The 21519-nt window shown below is 71.7% G+C and carries 19 protein-coding genes; 14 read left to right on the top strand and 5 right to left on the bottom strand.

The window, feature by feature from the left end:
* Nucleotides 1-47 precede the first annotated feature (47 nt).
* The gene (locus ACGFIO_RS27550) at nt 48-449 is read left to right on the top strand and encodes a nuclear transport factor 2 family protein (RefSeq protein WP_392829934.1); all 402 of its coding nucleotides are present in this window, start codon (nt 48-50) and stop codon (nt 447-449) included.
* Entirely contained in the window at nt 446-1258 is an 813-nt protein-coding gene (locus ACGFIO_RS27545; protein WP_392829932.1) for an ergot alkaloid biosynthesis protein, read from the top strand. The genes ACGFIO_RS27550 and ACGFIO_RS27545 overlap by 4 nt, the downstream gene beginning before the upstream one ends.
* A gap of 144 nt (nt 1259-1402) precedes the next feature.
* Here the strand turns inward: ACGFIO_RS27545 and ACGFIO_RS27540 are convergent, their stop codons facing one another.
* Together ACGFIO_RS27540 and ACGFIO_RS27535 are read right to left on the bottom strand one after the other, a co-directional pair.
* Nucleotides 1403-2449 carry an XdhC family protein gene (locus ACGFIO_RS27540; RefSeq protein WP_392829930.1) on the bottom strand — a complete coding sequence of 349 codons (1047 nt, stop codon included), beginning with the start codon at nt 2447-2449 and terminating at the stop codon, nt 1403-1405.
* 73 nt (nt 2450-2522) lie between these two features.
* Nucleotides 2523-3203: a helix-turn-helix domain-containing protein gene (locus ACGFIO_RS27535; RefSeq protein WP_392829929.1), complete on the bottom strand. Its 681-nt coding sequence runs from the start codon at nt 3201-3203 to the stop codon at nt 2523-2525.
* Between the two features lie 101 nt (nt 3204-3304).
* Between ACGFIO_RS27535 and ACGFIO_RS27530 the strand changes: the two genes are divergently transcribed.
* Nucleotides 3305-4534, top strand: coding sequence for a cytochrome P450 (locus ACGFIO_RS27530; protein WP_392829927.1), 1230 nt, complete (start codon nt 3305-3307; stop codon nt 4532-4534).
* Between the two features lie 8 nt (nt 4535-4542).
* On the opposite strand, the gene ACGFIO_RS27525 is transcribed toward ACGFIO_RS27530, so the two are convergent.
* On the bottom strand, nt 4543-5403 hold the full coding sequence (locus ACGFIO_RS27525) for a helix-turn-helix transcriptional regulator (protein WP_392829925.1): 861 nt from the start codon (nt 5401-5403) through the stop codon (nt 4543-4545).
* Between the two features lie 143 nt (nt 5404-5546).
* On the opposite strand from ACGFIO_RS27525, the gene ACGFIO_RS27520 reads away from it, so the two are divergent.
* From ACGFIO_RS27520 to ACGFIO_RS27505, 4 genes are read left to right on the top strand one after another with little or no spacing between them, the layout of a single operon-like run.
* A complete protein-coding gene (locus ACGFIO_RS27520; RefSeq protein WP_392829923.1) occupies nt 5547-6410 on the top strand; it encodes an SDR family NAD(P)-dependent oxidoreductase in 864 nt (287 codons plus the stop codon).
* Nucleotides 6407-7402, top strand: coding sequence for an alpha/beta fold hydrolase (locus tag ACGFIO_RS27515; protein ID WP_392829921.1), 996 nt, complete (start codon nt 6407-6409; stop codon nt 7400-7402). The genes ACGFIO_RS27520 and ACGFIO_RS27515 overlap by 4 nt, the downstream gene beginning before the upstream one ends.
* Nucleotides 7399-7995: a malonic semialdehyde reductase gene (locus tag ACGFIO_RS27510; protein ID WP_392829920.1), complete on the top strand. Its 597-nt coding sequence runs from the start codon at nt 7399-7401 to the stop codon at nt 7993-7995. The genes ACGFIO_RS27515 and ACGFIO_RS27510 overlap by 4 nt, the downstream gene beginning before the upstream one ends.
* Before the next feature lie 15 nt (nt 7996-8010).
* Nucleotides 8011-8169, top strand: a complete 159-nt coding sequence (locus ACGFIO_RS27505; RefSeq protein ID WP_392829919.1) for a hypothetical protein — start codon at nt 8011-8013, stop codon at nt 8167-8169.
* A 190-nt stretch (nt 8170-8359) separates the two neighbouring features.
* On the opposite strand, the gene ACGFIO_RS27500 is transcribed toward ACGFIO_RS27505, so the two are convergent.
* Together ACGFIO_RS27500 and ACGFIO_RS27495 are read right to left on the bottom strand one after the other, a co-directional pair.
* Nucleotides 8360-9712: a TolB family protein gene (locus ACGFIO_RS27500; RefSeq protein ID WP_392829917.1), complete on the bottom strand. Its 1353-nt coding sequence runs from the start codon at nt 9710-9712 to the stop codon at nt 8360-8362.
* Nucleotides 9713-9969: 257 nt separating this feature from the next.
* Entirely contained in the window at nt 9970-10674 is a 705-nt protein-coding gene (locus tag ACGFIO_RS27495; protein ID WP_392829915.1) for a Crp/Fnr family transcriptional regulator, read from the bottom strand.
* A 117-nt stretch (nt 10675-10791) separates the two neighbouring features.
* Here ACGFIO_RS27495 and ACGFIO_RS27490 point away from each other — a divergent pair, with 117 nt between their 5' ends.
* The 7 genes from ACGFIO_RS27490 (at nt 10792) to ACGFIO_RS27460 (ending at nt 21518) form a co-directional block, all read left to right on the top strand.
* Complete coding sequence (locus ACGFIO_RS27490; RefSeq protein ID WP_392829913.1) at nt 10792-11313, top strand: Pycsar system effector family protein; 522 nt, start codon at nt 10792-10794, stop codon at nt 11311-11313.
* A 205-nt stretch (nt 11314-11518) separates the two neighbouring features.
* Nucleotides 11519-12193 (top strand): hypothetical protein, encoded by a 675-nt coding sequence (locus tag ACGFIO_RS27485; RefSeq protein ID WP_392829911.1) that lies wholly within the window; start codon nt 11519-11521, stop codon nt 12191-12193.
* Nucleotides 12186-14324, top strand: coding sequence for a hypothetical protein (locus ACGFIO_RS27480; protein ID WP_392829909.1), 2139 nt, complete (start codon nt 12186-12188; stop codon nt 14322-14324). Before ACGFIO_RS27485 ends, ACGFIO_RS27480 begins: the two co-directional genes overlap by 8 nt.
* A 2-nt stretch (nt 14325-14326) precedes the next feature.
* On the top strand, nt 14327-15247 hold the full coding sequence (locus ACGFIO_RS27475) for a hypothetical protein (RefSeq protein ID WP_392829907.1): 921 nt from the start codon (nt 14327-14329) through the stop codon (nt 15245-15247).
* On the top strand, nt 15244-15753 hold the full coding sequence (locus ACGFIO_RS27470; RefSeq protein ID WP_392829905.1) for a hypothetical protein: 510 nt from the start codon (nt 15244-15246) through the stop codon (nt 15751-15753). The genes ACGFIO_RS27475 and ACGFIO_RS27470 overlap by 4 nt, the downstream gene beginning before the upstream one ends.
* A 171-nt stretch (nt 15754-15924) precedes the next feature.
* Nucleotides 15925-18342, top strand: a complete 2418-nt coding sequence (locus tag ACGFIO_RS27465) for a vWA domain-containing protein (protein WP_392829903.1) — start codon at nt 15925-15927, stop codon at nt 18340-18342.
* Between the two features lie 23 nt (nt 18343-18365).
* Complete coding sequence (locus tag ACGFIO_RS27460) at nt 18366-21518, top strand: tubulin-like doman-containing protein (RefSeq protein WP_392829901.1); 3153 nt, start codon at nt 18366-18368, stop codon at nt 21516-21518.
* Nucleotide 21519 lies beyond the last annotated feature (1 nt).

Below are 21519 nucleotides of genomic sequence, written 5' to 3'. Positions count from 1 at the left end.
GCTAAGGTTAATGCGGACCGCTGGTCCGCATTCTATGGGGAGGCATCATGCCCGAAAACCCGGTAGCCGTGTTCCAACGCGCCACCGAGGCACTGCTGGCTCACGACATGGCCGCGTTCACCGCGCTGTACGCCGACGATGCCGTGATGGAATTCCCGTTCGCGCCGTCCGACCGGCCGCAGCGCCTGGACGGCCGGGCCGCCGTCGAGGCCTACCTCGCGGGCTACACCGACTGGCTCGACATCCGGCGCATCCACGACGTGACAGTCCACGAGACCACGGACCCGCAGGTCATCGTGGCCGAGATGGCCGCCTCGGGCCTCGTCGTCGCCACCGGGAAGCCCTACACCGCGCGGTATATCGCGGTCCTCACCATCGCCGGCGGCCGCATCCGGCATTACCGCGACTACTGGAACCCGCTCGCGATGGCCGAGCTGAGTGCCGCGTGACCATCCTGATCACCGGCGCGAGCGGCACCACGGGCAGCCGTCTCGCCCGCCGCCTCGAGGCGTCCGGAGTGCCGATCCGGCGCGCCGGCCGTACCGGCGCCGATGTGCGTTTCGACTGGGCCGACCCGGGCACGTTCTCCGCGGCGGTGCGCGACGTCCGGTCCATCTATCTGATCGCCCCGCTGGGAGTTGTGGACCCGGCCCCGATCGTCACCCCGTTCCTGGAGGCGGCCCGGGACGCGGGCGTCACCCGGATCGTGCTGCTCGGCTCGTCCGCCATCCCGGTCGGCTCGCCCGGCGTCGGCGGGCTCGGCCCGCTCGCCGGCGCGCACCTTCCGGAGTGGACAGTGCTGCGCCCCTCCTGGTTCGCCACCAACTTCACCGGTGGCCACCTGCACGCCGAGACCGCCCGCCGGAACGGCGAGCTGATCAGCGCCACCGGCGACGGCCGGGTCCCGTTCATCGATCCCGGCGATATCGCCGCGGTCGCCGGCCACGTCCTCACCACCCCGGAGGCGCCACCCCACGACCTCGTGCTGACCGGCCCCGAACCGCTCTCCTTCGACGAGGTCGCCGCGGCGCTCACCACCGTCACCGGCCGCGGTGTCCGCCACCGTCGGGTCAGTGAGACCGAGCTCGCCGGCCATCTCCGCCGGCACGGCACACCCTCGGCCTTCGCCGAGCTGCTGGCCGCCCTCGACACCGCGATCGCCGACGGCGCCGAGAACCGCACCACCACGACCGTGCGGGACCTCACAGGCGTGCCACCGCGCACCCTGCACCAGGTCCTGCACGCCGAACCGTATTAGGTTCGGAGGGATCGGCGAGCAGATCGGACGCGGCCGTGGCGACGACTGCCTGAGAGAGGTGCGTCGCCCGGCCGACCCGGCGACCGGCGCGGTCGACTGCGGCGACGCCAGCGCAAGAACGAGTGTCGTGGTCGACGACGCTTCTCAGCGGTGAATGGGGGCGTGCAGCTCGGTGAGGCGGCGGCCGGTGCCGTTGCCGGTCAGGGCGATGATCTCGGCCGCGATGGCCACGGCCGTCTCCTCGGGGGTACGCGCGCCCAGGTCGAGGCCGATCGGAGCGGCCAGCCGGTCCAGCGAGGCATGCGGGACGCCGAGATCGAGCAGGCGCTGGCGGCGGTAGGCGTGGGTGCGGCGGCTGCCCATCACGCCGATGTACCGGGCCGGGGTGCGCAGCGCCGCCTCCAGCAGCGGCACGTCGAACTTCGGGTCGTGGGTGAGTACGCAGATCACGGTGCGCTCGTCCACCTCGGCCGTCTCCAGATACCTGTGCGGCCACTGGACCACGACCTCGTCGGCGGCCGGGAAGCGCTCGCCGGTGGCGAAGACCGGGCGGGCGTCGCAGACCACGACGTGGTAGCCGAGGAACTCGCCGATGCGGGCGACCGCCGCGGCGAAATCGTTGGCGCCGAAGATCAGCATCCGCGGCGGCGGGGCGTACGACTGGACGAAAACCTCGGCGTCGCCGCAGACCTCGATCATCGCGGTCCGGCCCTGGGCCAGCATTCCGGTCGCGGTCCAGCCGGCCGCCCGGGTCAGCTCGGGGTCGCCGAGGTCGCCGGTCCAGCCGCCGGGGCGTACCACCAGGTGGTGGCCGTGGGCCGTGACCAGCGCGACCGGCCGGCCGGCCCGGATCGCGTCGAGGACCTCGCCGAACGCCGGATCGCCGGCCGGCTGGATCAGGATGTCGATGGTGCCGCCGCAGGTCAGGCCGACCTCGAAGGCCTCGTCGGCGCTGACCCCGTACTGCCGCAGGGTGCTCTCGCCGGACGTCAGGGCGGCCTGGGCCAACTCGTACACCGCGCCCTCGACGCAGCCGCCGGACACGCTGCCGAGCACCTCGCCGGTCTCGGCCACGGCCATCGCGGCGCCCGGTCCGCGGGGCGCCGAGTTGAAGGTGCGCACCACCGTGGCGAGGGCGAAGCGGACCCCGGCGGCACGCCAGGCCGCCAGCCCGGAGGCGATCTCGCGCATGTCCGGAGCATCCGAGGTGGGGCCGGATGTGTCAACGCCGGGCGCCGCGCGCCGAAACCTGGCCGCGCCGGGCTCACCGCGGCCGGAGGGCCGCCCCGATCCGATGACTCGCCTCCTGGGTCAGGCGCAGCTCGTCCACGCCGATGATCGGCACGCTGGTGGCGATCTGCAGGGCGGCCTGACCGCCGTCCGGAAGCGTGATGGCGGTGGCGAAACAGTGCAGGCCGGGGACGATGTGCTGGTGGTCGACCGCGGTCCGGCGGATGGGGTCGACGCGGCCGGGGAGGTCGGCCGAGCTGAGGATGAGGGCGGCCGCGGCCAGGTCGGGCAGTACCCGCCCGGCGTGGATGTTCACGGGCAGCTGCTCCCGGCCGGGCAGCACCTCGAGGACGACCGCGCCCTGGCTGCTCGGGCCGACCAGGGACACGCAGGCACCGGTCCGCTGCCGCAGCGCGGACATGTACGGCAGAGCACGGCGGCGCAGCCCCTTGGCCGGTTCCGCCCGGCGGCCGAGCTCGGTGATCGACGGCCCGACGACGTAGCGCCGGCCGACGAGGTCGACGGCGCCCACCCGGTGCAGCTGGGCCATCAGCCGGTAGACCGACGGGCGGGGAATTCCGGACAGCTCCGCCAGCTGGTTGAGCTGATGCTCGCCGGTCACCTCGGGAAGCAGCCGGAGCAGCCGGAACGCGCCGTCGATGACGCCGCGGCCCGGTTCCGGGCGGTCGGCGCCGGGATCCCGCTCAGCCGTCATGTCACCTTCCTATCGGTCGCCTCCGGTGCCGATCCACCCCCACTGTCCATCCAGCGGACGGAATTGCCCGTCGGCGCACGCCGCCCGGCCACGCTGGGCGCATGACCGCACCGACAGAGTCCGACCTGGACCCGCTCTTCAATCCGTTCACCACCTCCGGTCAGGAGGTGATGGACGAGGTTCTGGCCGCCGCCCGCGAGCATCGGCCGGTCTTCTTCAGCAGCCTCCTGCAGGCCTGGGTGGTGACCCGCGCCGACGACGTGACCCGGGCGCTCGAGGACCCGGCCACGTTCAGCTCGGTCGGCGTACTCGGCAATCCGCCCCGGAAGGAGATCGCGGAGGTTCTGGCCGGCCGGGTGCCCGAGGGGGCGACGCTGATCGGCTGGGACGAGCCGCAGCACCGGCGGATGAAGTCGGTGCTGGTCTCGGCGTTCAGCCGCCGGCAGGTCCGCGCGATGATGCCGGGAATGGAACGCCGGACCGCCGCCCTGCTCGACGGACTCCCGGCCGGGACGCCGGTCGACGCCCTGACCGACATCGCCCTTCCGCTCAGCCTCGACGTCATCTTCGACGTGATCGGCGTGCCGGCGGCGTCGCGGGACGAGTTCTTCGGCTGGTCGCAGGACTGGGGACGGCTGCACGGCGCGGAGCTGGAGGGCCTGGACCTGGACCATCAGCTCCGGCTCGCGAACTCGGCGCTGCTGCTGCACACCGCGATGGCCGATCTGATCGAGGCCCGGCGTACCGATCCGGCCGACGACCTGATCAGCGCGGTGCTGGCCGCCGAAGCGGCGGAGACCGTCCCGTTGCCGGCCCAGGAGTTGCTGTCGTTGTTCCCGGGTCTCATCTTCGCCGGCCACGAGACGACGGCCCAGCTGATCGTCCGGGCGCTGGCCCGATTGCTGGGTACGCCGGAACGACGCGAACTTCTCGCCGATGACGACACGCTGGCCCGGTTCGTCGAGGAGACCGCCCGGCTCGATTCCCCGGTCGGCGGGATGGCCCGTACGGTGACCCGGCCGGCCCGGCTGGGCGGCGTCGACCTCGGGCCCGGCGACCGGGTGTTCCTGCACTTCGGGTCGGCGAACCGGGATCCCGGCGCGGTCCGGGACCCGGAGGACTTCGCGCTCGACCGGAAGGTTCCCACCGCCCACCTGGCCTTCGGGCGTGGGATCCACGCGTGTGTCGGTGCCGCCCTGGGCCGGGCGGAGGCCCAGGTGGTGTTGCGGACGCTGGTGACCAGGTGGCCGGACGCGCGGGTGGCCGGGCCGCCCGAGTTGCAGCCGCACTACTTCATCAGGGGCTTCTCGAGTCTGCGGATCACCCGCTGACGGCCGGCTCATTCGACGCCGGCGGCGAACTGATCGGTGCCGAGCACGGTGAGGAGGGCGAGCTTCTCGTGGCTCTCGGTGCCGGGGGTGGCGGTGAAGATGAGCAGCGACTGGCCCTGGTCGGGTTCGTTGAGGAGCTGGCAGTAGACGTCCAGCCGGCCGACCTGAGGGTGCACCATCCGCTTGGTGTCGCTCCAGCGCAGGCCCACCTCGTGGCGTTCCCACAGCTCGGCGAACTCGGCGCTGGTCCGGGCCAGGGTCTCGGCCAGATCCGCGGCCTCGGAGTCCGGCCCGTCGCGGGTGACGGCCGCCCGCAGCAGCGCGACGTTGGTGCGGCTGTGCAGCGGGTGGTCGTCGGCGACGTAGCGAACCCGGGCGGCCGGATCGGTGAACCAGCGATAGGTCGCGCTGCGGGCGTCGCCGGTGTGCCGGGTCTGGTCGCCCAGCAGCGCCACGGCCGACGGCGTCTGCAACAGGGTCTCGCCCAGCGGTCCCATGATCTGCGCGGTGCTGCCGGCCAGGCCGTCCATGACCCGCATCAGGCCGGGGCTGACGTGGCGTGAGCGCAGGTCCCGGCGGGCGCCCCGGTAGCCCGCGAGCAGGAACAGGTGGTCGCGTTCGTCGGGGGTGAGCCGCAGGCCGCGGGCGATCGCGGCGACCATCTGTTCCGAGGGCTGCGGGCCGTCGCCGCGCTCCAGCCGGGCGAAGTAGTCGGCCGACATGGTGCACAGGTCGGCCACCTCCTCCCGGCGCAGGCCGGCGGCGCGGCGGCGTTCCCCGCGGACGAGCCCGACGTCCTCGGGTTGCAGCGCTGTACGCCGGGTGTGCAGGAAGGCGCCCAGGGACGTGCGGTCGAATGTCCGGTCCATGGTTGCCATCCTCGGCCCTGCGCCGCCGCTGAACCATGACCTGCCATTCAGTGGTTGTACGAGTCCTTCCCGCCCGGCCGGGGCGCCGGTGGACTGATGGGGCGATCGACGGTCGCCGAGAAATTCGAGAACCAGGAGTTGTCATGACCAGATGGACAGCGCGTGACCTGCCCGATCTGACCGGTCGTACGGTGCTTGTCACCGGCGCCGGGCGCGGACTCGGCCTGATCACGGCGCGTGAGCTCGCCCGGGCCGGCGCCCGGGTGGTGCTGGGCGTACGGGACATCGGCCGGGGCCGCCAAGCCGTGGCCGGGATGTTCGGTGACTTCGACGTCCGGCGGCTCGATGTGGCCGATCTGAGCTCGGTGCGCGCGTTCGCCGCCGGGTGGCACGGCGACATCGACGTCCTGATCAACAACGCCGGGGTGATGGACATCCCGGCCGCGCGTACCCCCGACGGTCTGGACCTGCAGACCGCTACCAACCACACCGGCCCCTTCCTGCTGACCACCCTGCTGCTCGACCACATCACCGACCGGGTCGTGCACGTGACCAGCGAGCTGCACCGGCAGGGCCGGATCGACGTCGCCGACCTCGACTGGCGTACCCGCGACTACAACCCGATGGGCGCCTACCAGGCCTCGAAACTGGCGGTGGTGCTGTTCTCGCTGGAGTTGCAGCGGCGCCTCGACGCGTCCGGCCGGCGGGTGCGTTCGGTGCTGGCCAGCCCCGGCATCGCCCGGACCTCGCTCGCCGCGCACTCCCGGTCCAACGTGATCAACCGGCTCACGTTCCTGACCAACGACCCCGAGCGCGGCGCCCTGTCCGTGCTCTACGCCGCCACCCAGGACGTGCCCGGCAACGCGTACGTCGGGCCGGACGGGCTCGGCGGTCTGCGCGGCTGGCCGGAGCTGCGCAAGCAGAGCAGGGCCGGTCTCGATCCGGGCCTGGCCCGGCGGGTGTGGGACGCGACCGCTGAGCTGGCCGGAACGGTGCCGGTCCGATGAACTACCTGGAAGCCGCCGACCACGCCGACATCTTCGTTCCGCACGGGTTCCCGGAGCAGACGGTGGACCTCGGCGAGATTCGGATGAACTACGCCGTGGCCGGTGACCCGAGCCGGCCCGCGTTGCTGCTGATCCCGGCGCAGACCGAGTCGTGGTGGGGCTACGAGCCGGCGATGCGGCTACTGCAAGACCGATTCCAGGTGTACGCGGTGGACCTGCGCGGTCAGGGCCGGTCGACTTGGACGCCCGGCCGGTACAGCGTGGACATCTTCGGTGGGGACCTGGTCCGGTTCATCGACCGGGTGATCGGACGGCCGGTGGTGGTCAGCGGGTTGTCCTCCGGTGGCGTCATCGCCGCGTGGCTGTCCGCGTACGCGGCCTTCGGTCAGATCCGCGCCGCCGTGTACGAGGACGCGCCGTTGTTCGCCTCGCAGACCGACCCCGCCGTCGGGCACTCCATCCGGCAGGGCGTCGCCCCGATGTTTCAGCTGTGGCACAAGTGGCTCGGTCCGCAATGGAGCATCGGCGACTTCGCCGGCATGAAGACGGCGATGAGCCGTGAGGTGCCCGGCTGGATGCTCGCGGCGCTGGACCGGATGGCACCGGCCGGCACCGGCGGGCCGCCGGTCGACCCGCCGCAGGATCTGCGGGAGTACGACCCCGAATGGGGCGACGCGTTCGTCTCCGGCCGGGCCACCGTCAACTGCGACCACGACGCCATGCTGCGCCAGGTCAAGGTGCCGGTGCTGTTCACCCACCACTTCCATCACGTGGACCCGGACACCGGCAACGTCCTCGGCGCGGTCACCGATCAGCAGGTCGCCCGGGTCCGGCAGCTGGTCGAAGCCACCGGCAACCCCTTCACCCTGCACACCTTCCCGGAGATGCCGCACTCGATGCACGGCCACGACCCCGCCACCTACGCCGCCACCGTCACCGACTGGATCGCCGGCCTGCCCCGCCCGGCCACGACCCTCAGGAGCGCCTGGTGACCGTGCGGCTCGACAGCACCGGCCGGCGTCTGATGTTCACCGAGGCGCACACCGTCAAACGGTTCGCCGCGACCGGCGTCGACGACGATCAGCTGACCCGGATCTGGGACCTCGCGAAATGGCCACCGACGATGTTCAACATCCAGCCTCTTCGCGTGCTCTTCGTGCGTACCCCCCAAGGTTTCGACCGGCTCCTGCCGCACCTCAACGACCGCAACCAGGTGCAGTCACGCAGCGCGCCGGTGACCGCCGTGCTGGCCCTGGACCGCGCCTACCACGAGTTCGCCGGCCGGGTGGCGCCGCACCTGCCGCAGCTCGCCGAGCACCTCGCCGCCGACGACGGCCAACGCGACCAACTGGGCCGGTTCAGCGCCGGCCTGCAGATCGGCTACTTCATCCTCGCCGTCCGCGCGGCCGGCCTGCACGCCGGCCCGATGAGCGGCGTCGACCACGACGGCGTCGACCGCGAGTTCTTCCCCGGCGGTCGCCTGACGTCGCTGCTGCTGGTGAACATCGGGCACCCCGGCGGCGCCGACGCCTGGCGCGAGCGGCAGACCCGGCTGCCCGGCGAGCACGTGCTGCGCTGGGCCTGAGAAAGGGGCAACACGGTGCGGACACACCTGCTCGGCGCCCCACTCGTCATCGCCATGCTGTTCACCACCCCGGCGGCCCAGCCGCACGGTCGGGATCCAGAGTCTATCGCCGGCGACACCGACCTCGACCGCGCCGACCTACCCGACCACGTCTTCATCACCGGCCGGTCCTGACCCGCGGGACGGCCGAGCCGCTGAGCTGCGATGCGTATTTGTGCTCAGAGCAAAGGGGGTCCCGGCGGGACTGTCGCGGGGGCGAGGTTGCTGAGGGTGGCGGATCGGTTGCGTCCGGCGGACGCGGCGCTGAGCGGGCGGAGTGGGGAGCAGATGTCCCCTTCCGATGTGGAGCGTGCGACCGGCCGTGCTACCGGACGCGGACGAAGACGTCCGGCTCGGCGTTGGTGTCGCCGGGCACAAGGTTGCCGGCGTTGGACTCGAAGGTGACGATGTGCCCGCCGGCGCCGATCGAGGGGCCGCTGCTGTAGCCGTTGGACTGGCCGCCCGAGTCGGTCAGGCTGATCCGCGTGGTGGTGCGGCGCCACCGGTCCCGCAGGAAGACGTCCTCCACGGCGTTGGTGTCCCCGGGGACCAGCGTGTTCGCCCGCGAGCTGAACAGCACGTACCGCCCGTCGGCGCTCATCGTCACGCGGTTGCAGAAGTCGTTCGCCTGCCGACCGGAGCTGGACACGCTGACCAGCGTGGTCCGGCCGATGCGCAGGTCCCGGACGAACACGTGGTTGTACTCGTTGAGGTCGCCGCCGACCAGGTCGAGGCTGTCGGACGTGAACGCCACGTACCGGCCGTCGGCGCTGATCGACGAGGCGTAGCTGTTGAACTGGCCCGGCCGGCCCGCCGGGGTGCGGCTGATCAGCGTCGTCCGGCCGGTGCGGCGGTCGCGCACGAACACGTCGAACTGGTTGTTGGTGTCGCCGGCCACCAGGTTGCCCGCGTACGACGTGAAGGCGACGTACCGTCCGTCGGCGCTGACGGACGGCGACCCGCTCACGTGATTGGCCTGGCTGCCGTCGTCGCCAAGGTTCACCCGGCTGGTCCGGCCGGTGCGGCGGTCGTGCAGGAATAGGTCGGCGAAGCCGTTGGTGTCGCCGGGAACCAGGTTGGTGGCGTACGACTCGAAGGCGACGTACCGGCCGTCGGCGCTGAGCCCGAGGCTGCCGCTGCTGAAGTCGTTGCCCTGCGCGCCGGTGCCGGACAGGCTGACCCGCGTGGTGCGTTGCCTCTGCAGGTCGCGGACGAACACGTCGGAGGTGCCGTTGGTGTCACCGTGGACCAGATTCCCGGCCGACGAGGAGAACGCGACGTACCGGCCGTCGGCGCTGATCCGGATGTCGCCGGTGATGCCGTCGTCGCCCGGTGCGCCGGAGCCGGAGAGGTTGACCTGCCTGGTCGTGCCGGCCTGCCGGTCGCGCACGAACGCGTTGAACGCGTCCTTCGCCCCGCCGGGGGCCAGGTTCGGCGCGTTGGAGACGAAGGCGACGTAGCGGCCGTTCGCGCTGATCCGCGGGTTCAGGCTGATCCCGCGCGCCTGGCGCTGCGAGCTGGTGACGCTGACCCGGACGGTCCGCGCGCCGGCGGCCGCGACGGGGTCGGCGATGACGGCGGGCGTCACGAACGCCAGCGCCGCCACGACGACGGCGCCGGCGCGAAGTGCGTGCGCGCCCCGTTTGCGTCTCGGAATGAGCAGGTCGTCAGACATCATCGTTCTCCTGCCGGTAGCGAACCGAAGTGGATGTCTTCAGTGCAGTCCCGTGGAGATGACCAGCGCAGGGCCGAAGGGACCGAGTCGCCCGGGCAACTCGCCCTCCCGGCAGGGGCGGCCGGCACAGATGCGGGCCTCGGGGTCGCCTTCGACGAACATGTCCATGCCGCACCGGTGCGGCAAGGACCCACCCTCCTGAGTCGATACGCCATTGTCAACAGTGACGGCGGCGTCGGTCCCTGAAGGCGCGCGCCGGCTCAGGCGCGGCCCTCCGCGACGCGGGTGAGGCCGACCGGGTCGAGGATCACGATGCGACGGTACGCGGTGCCGATGAGCTTGTGCGAACGCAACTCCTGCACCGCCTTCTGCACCGTGGCCCGGGCGATCGCGATCATCGCGGCCAGTTCGGGCTGGCTCAGCGGCACGGCGATCTCGATGGTGCCGTCCTGGCGGGGGCGGCCGCAGACCTCGGCGATCTCGGTCAGCAGCCGGGCCAGCCGGGTCCGTGCGGGGAACGCCGCGAAGTCGCTGCGGCGGCGGTTGGCCCACATCAGTTGGCGCGCGATCATGGCCATGACCAGGTTGGACGCTTCGGGGTGGCGGCGCAGGAACTCCTCGAAGGACGCCTTGGTGACGACGGCGGCGAGTACGGTGCCGCAGGTGGTCACCGTCGCGTTGCGGGGGCTGCCGGTCAGGCTGCCGATCTCGCCGAGCAACTCGCCGGGCACCCGGATGCCGAGCAGCGTCTCGAAACCCTCGACCGCGGTGGTGACCTTGACGAAGCCGCTCTCCAGCACCACGATGTGCGACCCCGTCACGCCCTCGCGCAGCAGGACGCGGCCGGGGTCGTAGCGCCGCCGCGCGCACAGCCCGAGCAACTCGTCGGCGACGGCCGGCGCGAGCCCGCCCAGGAACGTCCCGGGGGCCCAGCCGGAGACCCGCCGCAGGATACCTTCCGCCATGACACCCCCAACGGCCACCGTCGTCCATCATGCACGTTTTCCGGCATCAACCGAACCGGCGATTTCCCCGCGTGCCGGTCAGCTGCGAAGCTGGTCCGACCCGGGCTGAGGAGGCCGATGGCGTTCCGGAAGAAGCAGACACCCGGCACCGACGACGCCTGGCGCACCCTGGTTCTGCAGATCGACCTGGTCAAACACGCCGAGACGAAGGCGGCGGCGACGCTCGCCTCGAGCGGTGTCCTCGGTGGCCTGCTCTTTACCCTGGTCTCGCAGAACCGCTCCGGCGGGGCATTGTTCGTGACCGTCGCCTCGGCCGCCGCGATCGCCGTGGTCACCGCCGCGGTGGCGGCCGGCATAGCGTTGCGGCCCCGGCTCTACCATCGTCACGGCAGCAACAACCTGCTGTTCTACCGCACGATCGCCCGCCGGTACGGCCACGACGCGGCCGCCTTCGGGAAAGACCTCACCGAGCTGTACGCCGACCGGCCGGCCCTGCTGGCCGCGCTGGCCGGGCAGATCCTCAGCAACGCCAACGTGGCCACCCAGAAGTACCGCGCGATCAGTGTCGCGGTGGCCGCCCTGCTGGCCGCTCTGGGCCTGGTCGCCGCGGCCGCGATCATCGCCTTGACCGCCGCCTGAGACCCGATCGGGTGACCCCGGAACGGGTAGTTCGAAAGGCGGTCGGGCGAACCGATCATCGTGATCGTTTGTGCACCGGCGCACGATTCTTTCCGCGTACCCCCTGATCTGAGAATGGGCTCCGGATCGGACGAGAAATCGTCCGCCAGAACGGGAGCCCAGCGTGCCGCAAGATCCGCTATTCCATACCATCCTCGCCACCGACGTGGAGAAATCGAGCAGGCGTAATGACAACCTGCTCATCCGAATGCGCGCCGCCCTGCGCCGGATGCTCACCGAGTCGCTTTCCGACCAGGGCATCGACACCGCGAAGCTGACACCGCTGGACGACGGCGACGGCTTCCGGTTCGTGCTGCCGGCCGACATCGCGTCGCACCGGCTGATCGATCCCTTCCTCAGCCGGCTCGGCATCAAGCTGCGGCAGGAGCGCGAGGGGGCCAACGCCGACAGCCGGCTGCGGCTGCGGGTGGCGCTGCACTGCGGGCTCGTGGTCCGCGAGGAGGAGGGGTCGTACGCCGGCATTCCCCTGAAGGACTGCGCCCGGCTGCTGGACGCGCAGGCGGGCCGTGACCTGCTGACCGAGAACGAGCAGGCGGACCTGGTGGTGCTGCTGACCGACGCCTTCTACCAGAACGTCATCGCGGGTGGGTTGTCGCTGGATCCGGGATGGTTCCGGCGGATTCCGATCAACGTCAAGGAGAGCACGGGGTACGGCTGGGCGTATGTGCCGGGCGTACCGCCGCCGCCGTTTCCGGACCCGGCCCCCGCGCCCCGCGCGACCGAGCCGCCGCCGCGCCCGTCGATGTCGGTGGTCAACGTGCCCGGCAATTCGGGATCGGTGCGGATCGACCGGATCGCGGGCCGGGACAACCATGGCTGACCAGACCGAGGACAAGGCCAAGCCGGTCGACGGGGAGAAGACCGACGACGCGGCCACGGCCGGCAAGAGCACCCGGTCGGCCTTCGGGGAACAGGCCGAGGGCGAGAAGCGTGGCGACAACGCCGCCCGTGAGCGCAGCACCGCCCTGGACGAGGCGCTGTCGCAGTTCGGCACCCGCACCTCCGGCGTGATGATCGTCGGCGACGGCATCCAGATCAACAGCGTGGCCGGCGGCGACCACTACCTGAACTCCGGCGACGACCACGACCGCCCGATCCTCAACCAGCTCAGCGACCGCATGGTCACCGAGCTGGGCCGGGTCTACGTCGAGCCCACCGGGTTCGCCGCGCTGGCCGACCCGGTCCGGCGCAGCGGCCTGGTGCTGCTGGGGACCCGGCCGCGGTGGGGCAACACGGCCACCGCGGTCCGGCTGCTCGGCACCGGACAGGCGATCTACCAGCTGCGTTTCGCCGGTTCCCTGACCGATCTGCCGGTCGCGGCGCTGCCCGGGGGCGCCGGCTTCGTGCTGGAGGCGACCGACGCGCGGATGCTGGTCGAACTGCGCCCGCAAAGCCTGGCCGATCTGGAGGACCGGCTCCGGACGGCCGGGTCGCGGCTGGTGGTGATCACCGACGCGGAACGGGCGGCGGAGCACGGCGGCCGGCCGGTCTGGCGGGCTCTGGCCGCGCCGCCGGACGCCTACGACGTCGTGCTCGGCCACCTCGAGGACCGGCTGGGCTCGCGCGAGGAGGGCGCCGAGCTGCTCGAGCGTACGGAGCTGGCGGCCCGGCTCAAGGACCTGACGGCCGGCCGCTTCGACGTCCACCGGCTGGTCGAGCTGGCCGCCGACCTGGCCGAGGCCGCCCGGGGGAGGGGCACGGTGGCGGACGCGCTCGAGCGCTTCGAGGTCCGCGCCGACCAGGCCGTCGAGCACTGGTTCGACAGCGAGACGCTGGCCGAGCCGGACATGAGGGCGCTGGTCCTCGCGCTGGCGGTGCTGAACGGGCTGTCGTACGACGCGGTGTCCCGGGCCGCGACCCTGCTCGTGCGGCGCTGGCAGGCCGAGGAGCCGAACGCCGTACCAGCACCCCGCCGCCGGCCGCTGCCCCGGCGTGAGCGGCTCAAACAGGCCCGCGCGGCGCTGACCGAGGAGGTCCGGTCGACCCGGTACGGCGCGGCCACCCTGGAGATCGCCTCGTTCTGGGATCCGGGCTATCCCGAGCGGCTGCTCCGGCACTACTGGCAGGAGCACGACTTCGACCGTGACCTGCTGCTGGACTGGCTGCGTGAGGTCGCTGGCGACGTCGAGGTCGCGGTCGGCATCCGTGCCGCCGGCGCGGTCGGCTTCCTGGCCACCATCGCGTTCGACACCGTCCGCCGGGACGTGATCGTGCCTTGGATCGGCAGTGGCCGGGGCGACGAACGGGAGCTGGCCGTGGCCGCGCTGGCCATGCCGGCCCGGACGCCGGGCACCGCCGGCCGGACGATGCGCCTGGTCGCCGACTGGGCTTCCCGCGACGCCGAGGCCCAGCGCACCGCGGCCGTGCGCGCCCTCGGCGGCAGTGTCGGCGCGGTGCTCGCCGGTGGACCGGACAAGCTGCTGGCCAAGCTGGCCGCCGGCGCTGAGGGCAGGCTGGCCATCGCGATCGGGGACAGCGTCGGCGAGCTGCTGTCGGCGGCCGGACCGGACCGGCGGCGTGACCTGTTGGAGCTGCTGGCGGGGTGGTCGGAGGAGACCCGGCGGGGCCGGCAGTCGGCCGGCGTCCTCGGCTTCCTACAGGCGGCCTGGACCCGCTGGATCCGCTTCGACGACGGCGTCTCCTGGCCGCTGCTGCTCTGGCTGTCCGATCAGGACCCGGCGATGTCCGCGACGATCGCCAAGCTGTGGCGAACGGCGCTGATCGCGCGCGGCGCCGACGACGGCGTCCGGATCGTGCTGCGGTCGTGGGCGCTGGCGGCCGAGCGGGAACCCGGCCTGCGCGGTGCCTTCGTGCGGCTGTTCAGCGCCGTGCCCGAGACCCAGCGGCAGGCCGACCTGCTGCGCATGCACGCCGAGAAGCTCCGTACCGGCAAACCCGCTTCCCCGGACACGGCGCGACGACTGTTGGACGCACTCCTGAAGGGGCGATAGCCATGTCCGGACCGATCCTCAACACGATGGAGCTCAAGCGGCTGCCGTTCGCGCGCCGTCCGATCGCGCAGCCGGGCACGGTCCTGGTCTTCCAGATGCCGGACAACCAGCTGGTCGCGCCGGAACCGCCGTACACGACCGGGGAGACCTGGTGGAAGGGCCCGAAGCTGGCGTACGTGGTGGACAACCGTCCGCACGGCGGGTCGTTCGGGTGCCGGTTACCGGCGGCGGGGGACGCGTTGTTCTTCGACGCGACGGTGCGGTTCAGCTGGCGGGTGTGCGACGCCGTGGCGGTGGTGCGGCAGCAGGTCGGTGATCCGGACGGTGACTGCGAGGCGTACCTGACCCAGCATCTGCCGACGATCACCCGGCGGCATCAGTACAACAAGCCGGCCGACGCCGAGGCCGACGTGGTGAACACGGTGGGTGGGCGGGCGTTGCGGTTGCCGAACCGGGGGATCCAGATCGACGCGGTGCATGTGCAGCTGCGGATCGCCGAGGAACGGGTCGGTGTGATCGCCGACATCGGGGCCCTGGCCGAGACCTCGGAGCTGGAGCGGCTGCGGACCGAGCACGCGCTGGAGATCCAGGCGTTGAAGCGGCAGCGGATGAACGAGATCGTCAGTGGTGGTCCGGAGCGGCTGTACGCGTTCATCCTGCAGGAGGATCCGGCCAAGGGTATGGAGGTCGTCTCGCAGATGCAGGCGATGGCCGACCGGGAGAAGCAGCGGGCCATCGAGGCGATCAAGGTGTTGATCGACGGGGAGGAGATCCGTGTCGGGGAGCTCGACGGCGCGGTGGCGGCCGCGGTCGACGGCTTCAAGAACATTCTCGGCCAGTACGCGGGTGCGCCCGACGCCGCCGGTCAGCCGGCCGAGCTGACCGCGGGCGACGACGGCGAGGCCGGATCGGAATCGTCATGACGCAGGTGTTGGATCTGGTCGCCGCGTTCGTCGCCCGGATCCTCGGCGTCTTCGGCGCCGGCGCGGCCTCCTTCCTGTTCCTGCCGGTGTTCATCCTGACCGTGGTGATCGGCTTCGTGCTCGTCGTCCAGAAGCTCGGCGGCTTCCTGTCCCGGACTGTCGCGACCGTGGTGACCTGGGCCGTCGCCGGGGCCGGGGCGGTGCTGTTGCTGGCCGAGCTGGTGGTCGCCGACGGGTACCGGCGGCGTGGCGCCCGAGCGCCGGCCGTCGTCTACAACCTCGGTGACATGGTCGCGTCCTGGGCGGCCGGGCTGACCACCGCCGTGCGGAACACCGCCGCCACCGTGGGCGGGGCGCTGGGCCGGGCCAACGGCTGGCTGCTGATCCTGATCAGCCTCGGCCTGATCTGGTACTGGAACTACCAGCACTGCCCGGAGGGCGCGGCCGGTTGCGCCCGGCCGGTGTCGGCGTGGGTTCATCAGATCGGTACCTCGGATAAACCTTGAGGGGCCGTCCGTTCGGCTTTTTCTGATGTCCGAACGGTGCTTCTGAATTGCATGTGGAAATAGTCGGACGGTGAATGCCGGGGCTTCTTCGGGTGATTGGGTCTGTGCTCGGACTCCATCAGAATTGCATTCAGTGAAACTGCGTGTTCGATCATTTCTTTGCCTTATCGAATGGATGTGACCCCGATGCCCACCACGGCCCGCCGCCGGCGGAGTCTGCTGCCGGCGTTCCTGGTCCTGGTCGCGTTGAGCGGACCGCTGGGCCTTGCCGGCCCGGAGCCCGCCCGGGCCCGCGAAGACGATCCGGTCCTGCCGTCCATGCAGGTCGTCGTGCTGGTCGACGAGTCCGGCAGCCTCAGCGACGCCGACGTCGCCCGGGAACGCGAGGCCGCCCGCACCATCGCCTTCAGTGTGCTGGCACCCGACTCGGAACTCTCCGTGGTCGGTTTCGGCAGCTCCAACGGACCCGGCCAGACCGCTGTGGACGTGGTCTGCAAGCCGACCGTGCTCACCGCCGAGCAGGACCGGGACGCGCTGGCCAACTGCATCTCCGGCCTCAAGCGCCGGGCGCCGGGTGAGGGCGCCGACACCGACCACGCCTCGGCGCTGCAGCAGGCGCTGTCGTACGTCCGGGCCGGCAAGTCCGAACACAAGGTGGTCTTCCTGCTCACCGACGGCAAACTCGACGTCGCCAACAGCCCGGCCTGGGGCGACACCGGCGCGCGGCGCAACGGCGCGGCCCAGGCCGACGCGAACCGGACCCTGGACGACCTCGCCGCGGCCAAGGCCCAGGTCTGGCCGCTCGGGTTCGGCGCGGTCGACCCCGACGCCCTGAGCGGTTTCGCCCGGGGCCAGAGCTGCACGCCGGCGGCCGGCGACCCGCGGGAACGGATCGTCTCCGACTCGTCCAAGCTCACCGCGGCCGTGGCCGAGGCGTTCAGCTCGGCCAGCTGCGTGAAGTACCAGACGCCGGACGTCGGCGCGGTGCCCCGCGGCGGCGACACCAAGCTGCACGGTGACATCCCGGCGATCGCCAGCGAGGCGTCGATCCTGGTCTACAAGCGCGACAAACGGGTCCAGGTCGAGTACCTCGCCCCCGGTGAGAGCAAACCGGCGCCCGATGCCGGCGGGTCCCACTTCGAGTTCGCCGGCCAGTCGACCGAACTCGAGACGATCAAGATCTCGGATCCGAAGCCGGGCCGCTGGACCATCCGGCTGTCCTCGGCCGACGTGGCGGCCGAGGACGTCTCGGCCACCGTCGTCTACCAGGCGGCCGTGCGTACGTACCTGACGGTGAACCCACCGCAGCCCGCGCCCGGGCAGAGCGTCGACATCGAGATGCAGGTCTGGGCCCGCAACCGGGCCATCACCGACGCCGCCGCCCTCAGCGGCCTCAACTTCACGGCCACGATGAACGGCGCCGGCCTGGCCGCCGCCGAGAAGATCCCGCTGTCCGACGCCGACCGGGACGGCACCTTCGCCGGCAAGGTGCGGCTGCCCGACGCGGCGACCGGGAATCTCACCTTCACCGGACAGGTCACCGGCCTCGGCATCGGCGGCGACACCCGGGTGCTGAACACCCGGATCCAGCCGGATGGACTGGACCTCACGGCCTCGATCCTGTTCGACGTCAACCGGGCCGAGGCGTACCCGGGTTCGGAGATCTCCGGCCGGATCACCGCGCGGAACGACTCCGGCCGGGCGGCCCGGCTGCGGATCGTCGTGGCCGACCCGTCCGCCGGCACCGACCTCGCGGCCGACCCGCCGGTGATCGACGTGGCGCCGGGGGCGAGCACCGTGCCGTACACGCTGCGGATCGGTGAGGCCACGACCGAGGGCCCGGGCTCGGCGACGCTGCGGCTGGTCGACGACGCCGACCCGTCGGTCGTGGTGTCCGAACGGCTGTTCGCGACCCAGTTCACGCACAAGCCGACGGTCTGGGAACGGTATCGCTGGCTGCTGCTCGGTCTGGCCGTGCTGATCGCCGTGGTCGCGGGGCTGCTGTTCCTCCGCTGGCGGGCACGCGACGACGAGAAGAAGCTGCGCGGGATCACGGTGCAGCTCTTTGTCTCGGGCGCGCGCAGCGACGAGCTGCCGGGCGATCCGAACAGCAAGGTGCTGCGGTTCACCGTCGTCCGCGACTTCAGCGGTCCGCACCTGCAGCCGGCCGGCGCCCGCGAGCCGGGGGCGTACACGATCCGGCGCTCCGGCACCGGCCTCGTCTACATCGGCCCGGACAAGCAGAGCACACCCCTGGCGGCCGGGACGCGCAGGCAGTTGTCCGAGCCGGACCTGTCCATCGTGGTCATGGACGGCGGCGACGACGGCGAGACCGGCCCGGACACGATGCCCGACTTCAACCCGTTCCCGGGCGCCGCGCCGACGACGGCCGGTGGGATTCCGGAGCAACGGGCCGAGGCCCCCACCAGCACCGCGCCACAGGACCCGTTCGCGGCCGGCGATCCCTTCGACCCGTTCGCCCAGGACGCCGGTCCGGCCAGGGAATCCCGGAACGGCCACGCACCGCCCACGGCCTCGCCGGCCGGCGGAGGCACGTTCGACGACGACCTCAACAACCCGTTCCGCTGACCGTCGACCTGAGGACCGTACTGATGAACAACGTTCAGCTCCCGATGAAGAAGATCCACCAACCGATGATGTTCGTCGGCCTCGGCGGGACCGGCTGCAAGGTGGGCGCCGAGCTCGAGAAGCGGCTGCGCGAGGGTCTGTGCGGGCCGGACGGGACCGCGTTACAGGCCCGGATGCCCGACCGCGGGCTGCTGCCGTACCAGCTGCCGGCCTGCACCCAGTTCGTCTACGCCGATCTGAGCGCCGCCGAACTGCAGCGGGTCCGCCGTGAGGTGGTGCCCGGCCGCGAGCACGAGCACGCGGCGCAGAAGACCATGCGGCTGATCACCGACCTGGTCCCGGCCGGGCTGGGCAACTCGGCCGAGGTGGCGCAGAGCCTGCGGATCAACCTGGACGAGGAGACGATCGGATGGCTGCCGCCCCGGGACAGCGATCCGCGGGTCGGTCCGCTGCTGCGCGGCGCGGGCCAGCTGCCGACGGTCGGCCGGGCGGTGCTGTTCGAGACGCTGCGCCGCAACCGCGACACCGCGCTGGCCGGGCTGCGCGAGGCGCTCAGCGACATCAACAAGTCCGCCGGTGACCTGATGGCGATCAGCGGCCAGCCCCAGCGGCTGGACACCGTCCTGGTCTTCGTCGTCTTCTCGGTCGCCGGCGGCACCGGCAGCGGCATCTTCTACGACTACCTGCACCTGATCGGCGACATGATGGAGCGGGGCGGCAAGCATGCCGAGATCTATCCGCTGGTGCTGATGCCGTCGGCCTTCGACGAGATCCAGGGCGGTGGCCGGCCCGCCGACCTGAACGCCGGCTCGTCCCTGATCGAACTGTTCCGGCTGATCGACGACCAGAACGCGCGCGGCGGCATCGAGACCATCGGGGCGGAGAGCACGCACCGTACGGTGTCCGTGCACTACCCCGCGGCCGAGGTGGTGCAGCTGCCGCCGAGCATGATCCAGACCGCGTTCCTGTTCGGCCGGCCGGTCGGTGGCGTACGCCGCGACGACCTGCACCGGTCGATGGTGTCCCTGATGGACTCGCTGCTCAGCGCCGAACCACCGGACGCGCAGTCGTCCGGCCTGAACGCGAGCTACATGACCTTCGCCGACGACTTCATCAACAAGGCGGTCGAACGCAACCCGATGTCCGACACCGGTGTCGGCCGGCGGGGCGTCACCACCAGCGCGGTCGCGGCGCTGACCACGCCACTGGCCGAGATCACCGACATCGTCTCCGGGCACCTGCTGGCCAACGCGGTCGAGGAGCTGACCAAGCCGCCGGGCGCGGCTGAGAGCAACAAGACGCACATCCGCAACTTCATCGCCGCCGCCGGGCTGGACACCCTGCTCGAGGCCAAGCCGTCGCGGATCCCGCCGTACCAGAACCCGGCCGGGTTGCCGGCGGTCCTGAACACGCTGACCGAACGGGCCAACGCGATGGCGGCCAACATCGAGCGCGGGCAGGACAGCCTGGCCATGCCGATCGCCGAGATGGCTCAGAAGATCCAGCCGGCCGCGGCGACCAAGGTGTTGCTGCGCGACATCGACCTGTTCCGGGTCCGCCGGGTCGTCTTCGGCCACCCCGAGCTGCCGGACGCCGTGGACCGCGGCGGCTTCCGGTCGCTGCTGGAGAACTGGCTCAAGCCCCCGCCGGCGCCGCCCGGGCTCAACGCCGCCTCGCCGCCGCAGGCCGGGAACCTGCGCCGCCGGATCACCCACCGGATGCGGATGACCGACCCGGAGGTTCAGCAGGTGGTCCGCAAGCAGGACAACTGGTACGCGTGGCAGACCCGGCGCCTCTACAACGCCGCCTGGAACGACAGCCGCCGCCTCTGGGAACGCCCCTGGCAGGGGTACGTGGACGAGATGGTCGCCGTGCACGAGCAGTTCCAGCAGCACGCCCGGGACGACCGGCAGCAGTTCGACGCCCGCTGCAAGGATCTCTACAAGGCCCGCGTCGGGGTCGCCTACCTGCTGCCGGCCGAGGACAACGGGCTCGGCGGCTTCTACCGCACCGTGCTCGACCGGATGAAGCAGCAGTACTCCCAGCAGCTGCCGGCCAACCCGCACGAGGGTCACGTGCTGAACGCGCTGCTCGGCGCGGACGGCTGGCTGGCCGCGTACCAGGCCGGCCGGCACGACCCGCTGGAGGCGGTCGGCTACGTCCGCCAGCGCATCAAGCAGGCGGTGACCGAGCAGCTGCGCCCACCGACCGGCGATCGCCCGGCGCTGATCCCGCGAATGGAGGACCTGCTGTCGAGCGCCGCGGTCGGGCGCAGCCGGTCGATCACCGACGACGACCTCAACCGGTTCCGGCAGAAGCTGGCCGAGCTGGTGCCGGGCGGATTCGCGCCGGACGGCCGGGCGCCGTTCAAGACGCTGTTCACCTATCCGGCGGCGCAGGAGAACCGGGACATCGAGCGGTTCCTGCGCCGGGAGGTCGCGCTGCCGATCGACATGCAGGGCGAGCCCGAGTTCCGGGCCGTGCCGGGCGAGTCGATGGTGGTCGTGCTCCTGCGCAGCGCGATGGGCGTCACCGAGGTGCCGGAGGTACGCCGGGTGGTCAAGCTGTGGGTGGACGCCCAGCGCAGCCCCCGGCCGAACGACTACCTGACCTGGCGGCGCCGGCTCAAGCCCGACGCCGGCTATCGGCTGATGAGCCGGGAGGACCGCCGTTTCGTGCTGCACCACCTGCTCTGCGCCGCGTGGGACGGCCGGATCGAGGCGCACGGCGACCTGAGCAGCCCGCACCGCATCGAGATCCGGCTCGGGGCCGAGGAGGCGTCGACGATGACGCTCAAGCTGTCCGCGCTCGGCACCCTCTCGTCCTGGTCGAGCGTGCTGCAGGCGTACGAGCAGTGGATCCTCAACGACGACGACCGCGGCCGCCGCGACCTGGCCGCCAAGCTGATGTCGCACAGCCCCGACGACGCCGACCGCACGCCCCGCCGCCCGGAACCGGAGTTCCTCGCCCTCGTCGACCTGATCGAGCTGGAGGCCAAGAAGCTCAAGGAGGCCGAGGAGCACCGGGTGCTCAGCCGTGATCCGCACCTCGCCGTGATCCGTGAGTTCTGGCTGGAGAGCATGCCGGCCGCGCTCTCGCTGCCGGTGGGCACGTCCGACCGGAGCCTGCTCGAACTGCGCGAGCAGGTCGACGCCGCGTACGGCCTGGGGCAGTGAC

Origin of the sequence: Actinoplanes sp. NPDC049265, from assembly GCF_043197135.1 — a bacterium.
Lineage (GTDB): Bacteria > Actinomycetota > Actinomycetes > Mycobacteriales > Micromonosporaceae > Actinoplanes.
The sequence above is the reverse complement of the archived record's forward strand: the minus strand, read 5'-3'. Positions and strand labels throughout refer to the sequence as shown.